Consider the following 2,711-nt stretch of genomic DNA (forward strand, 5'->3'; position numbering starts at 1 on the left):
GTAAGCGAGTTATCTTAGGGCGTCAGCCCTAGAAGAACACCGCTATTTCAGAATAGATCTGAAACGGCGGATTCTATTTTCATTCACATCAGATTTTCAATGGGTGTCCGGCAGACCCGCTCTTATGGCATTGATGCTCCACGGCATCAGCTGTTCCAGCGCGTCATCCGTCATTCCATCACAAGGACGGTGATCAAGAAGAAAGATAAGATATTGATAAACATTCAGCCCATTGGCCTTGGCTGATTCTACAATCGAATAAACCGTGGCACTGGCTTCCGCTCCTCCAACGGTATCACTGAACAGCCAGTTCTTCCGGCCGACGGTGCACGCACGAATCACGAGTTCGGTATTGTTGTTCGAAAGGCTGCAGTGCCCGTCTTCCAGATAGGTCATCGATGTCTCCCGGCGGTTTTGGGCATAGTTCACCGCCTTCTCGAAACGAGATCCGCGGACCGGTTTCTGCAGATCCAGCCACTTCCAGAAAGCATCCAGAACAGGCTTTTCTTTTTCGAGACGGAGTTCTTTTCTCTTATCGTAGTCACCGTTACAGGTGCTGTTGATCACTCGTTCCAGCCGGAACAGCCGGTTGCAGTATTCCACTCCCTGCACTGCAGGCTGACTGTAATCGAACTGCTTTCCTTTTGGGATGGCATCGATGAAGTATCGCCGCAGATGTGCAAAACAGGTGCATCGCTTGATCTCCGGCACTTTGTTATAGCCCTGGTAGCCATCGGTCTCCAGATAACCATTGAATCCATCCAGGAATTCTTTGGCAACATCCCCATTTCTTGTCGGTGAATAATGGAAAAGGATGATCGGCGGAAGCCCGTCATCACCACTCCGGAAACACCAGAGAAAGGACTGCGTCTGCGCCCGCCGGCCGTCTTCCTTCAGCACCTGCATCCGGGTTTCATCAGCCATGACATAACGGCGCTGGATCAGCCTTCGGTGCATGTAATCATAGACCGGGGAAAAATAAGTCCTGGAACACTGGATGATCCAGTTCGCCAGAGTTGATCTTTTCAATGCCACCCCGTACTGCTGCCAGTCTTTCTCCTGGCGGTAGAGAGGAACGCTGTTGGCGTATTTCTGGTACATGGCCCATGCGACTGTGGAAGCAGAGGCATAACTCTTCTGGATCAGAGCCTCCGGAACATGCGATTTCACAAAGACCGGCTTTTCAGCGTCACCCAGTGATTTCTTGCAGTTCGGACAGACATAGTTCTCACTATAGTACTCGATGACTTTTACCTTCGCCGGTATGTACTGAAGCTCACGGCGCTGAAATTCCTCGCCGACTTTCTCCATCTGCGTTCCGCAGGCCGGACAGGTCTTCTGATCTTCCGGAAGAGGAACAACGACCTTTTCCACCGGGATTCCTTTGAAAAGTTCGCTGTGATCCGATCTCTTCTTTCTGGTGTGTCCTTTGACCGGAACGACTTCATCTTCCGGAGGAAGTTCATGGATCATTTCGGCTTCATTGAACAGGCTCATCTGCCCCGGGATGTCTCCGACATTCTTTTCGCTGGAGTGTGCAAAAAGCTTTTTGGTCAGATAATCGATCTGCTCTTTATAATTCTGTTCGCGCGTGTTCTGTTCAGATATGGTCGTCTGAAGGGTTTTGATCAGAGAATTCAAGGATGCGATCGTGGCATTCAGCTGTTTGATCGTGTCGCGTAATTCACGATTTTTCAGATCAGCAGCACTGGTTCCCACGGTGAATTCTCCTTCCGAATTGATACCTATATTATACCAGAGACCGGCTATGGAGAAAAGCCTGAAAGCCTTGATTTTACGCCATTTACAGCACTTTTTCAGCCTCTGTTTTCGGGCAGTTGAAGGGAAAGATCATCCGTCTGAAGAGCCTTTGGCTGATCGATCTTTAAGCCGGACATCAGCCAGTCAAACTGGCGCCAGGTAAGATCGCGGACCTCCGTTTTATTCCGGGGCCATTCATAATGACCGCGTACCGTGAGCCGTTTATAGAGAAGGACCATGCCATCCGGTTCGTGCAGGATCGCCTTGATGCGGTCGCGCCGTTTCCCGCAGAACAGGAAGAGAGAATTCGAATAAGGATCCATGCGCAGCTGATCTTCGATGATGGCACACAGTCCGTCAATGGAACGTCTCATATCTGTGTAACCGGTCACCAGATAGATATGGTCTACGCCGGAGATATCGCCTAACATTTGATCTCCTTCAGATGCCGGAAGACACGGCTGATGGCATAGGAACTGGCATCATTGCGGATCCGGATCGTGATCCCGTCTGTGAGGATCTCAATCTGATGTGAATTGTCAAGGTGCATCTCTTCCGGAACCTGCAGGGCAGGAACGGAAGAGCTATGTTCCACGGAAATCTCTTCCGGAACAATCGATACAGGGACGACTTCCTGAGAGATGGGACTGGCCGGCATCCCTCCCGGATTTCTGGGGATCAGTTTCTTTCCGGCACAGGTTTCCCTGCACCGTTTGACCCACATATAAAAAGTGCTTGGTTTAATACCGTTCTGCCGGCACCATTCGGCATCCGAAAGTCCGGACCGACGGCACTCATTGATCAGCTCAATGCGTTTTTCTTCTGGCATGATTTGGGCTCTGGAACTCATTGTCAGCCTCCTCACAAGTGAATAGAGTAAAATGCTTACAATCTCACATTTTAGGAGGCTTTCTGTTGGCGGTAAATCCGCCCTTAGATAAATCGCTTAC

At 50.2% G+C, this 2,711-nt stretch carries 3 protein-coding genes; all 3 read right to left on the reverse strand.

All coding sequences use genetic code 11. The annotated features are described in order from the left end of the window. Nucleotides 1–96 precede the first annotated feature (96 nt). The 3 genes from tnpC to tnpA all read right to left on the reverse strand — a co-directional run bounded on the left by tnpC (nt 97) and on the right by tnpA (nt 2,611). Nucleotides 97–1,719, reverse strand: coding sequence for an IS66 family transposase (gene tnpC / locus ACKX2L_RS11390; RefSeq protein ID WP_497552169.1), 1,623 nt, complete (start codon nt 1,717–1,719; stop codon nt 97–99). Between the two features lie 98 nt (nt 1,720–1,817). Next, nucleotides 1,818–2,192 carry an IS66 family insertion sequence element accessory protein TnpB gene (gene tnpB, locus ACKX2L_RS11395; protein ID WP_497552170.1) on the reverse strand — a complete coding sequence of 125 codons (375 nt, stop codon included), beginning with the start codon at nt 2,190–2,192 and terminating at the stop codon, nt 1,818–1,820. Continuing rightward, on the reverse strand, nt 2,186–2,611 hold the full coding sequence (tnpA, locus tag ACKX2L_RS11400) for an IS66 family insertion sequence element accessory protein TnpA (protein WP_497552171.1): 426 nt from the start codon (nt 2,609–2,611) through the stop codon (nt 2,186–2,188). Before tnpA ends, tnpB begins: the two co-directional genes overlap by 7 nt. Nucleotides 2,612–2,711 lie beyond the last annotated feature (100 nt).

The organism is Porcibacter vitabionis (assembly GCF_046263795.1).
GTDB lineage: Bacteria > Bacillota > Clostridia > Lachnospirales > Lachnospiraceae > Lachnocurva.

Coding starts and splice junctions, on each gene's coding strand:
- tnpB (WP_497552170.1), bottom strand. CDS start 2,192: ATGTTAGGCGATATCTCCGGCGTAGACCATATCTATCTGGTGACCGGT.
- tnpA (WP_497552171.1), bottom strand. CDS start 2,611: ATGAGTTCCAGAGCCCAAATCATGCCAGAAGAAAAACGCATTGAGCTG.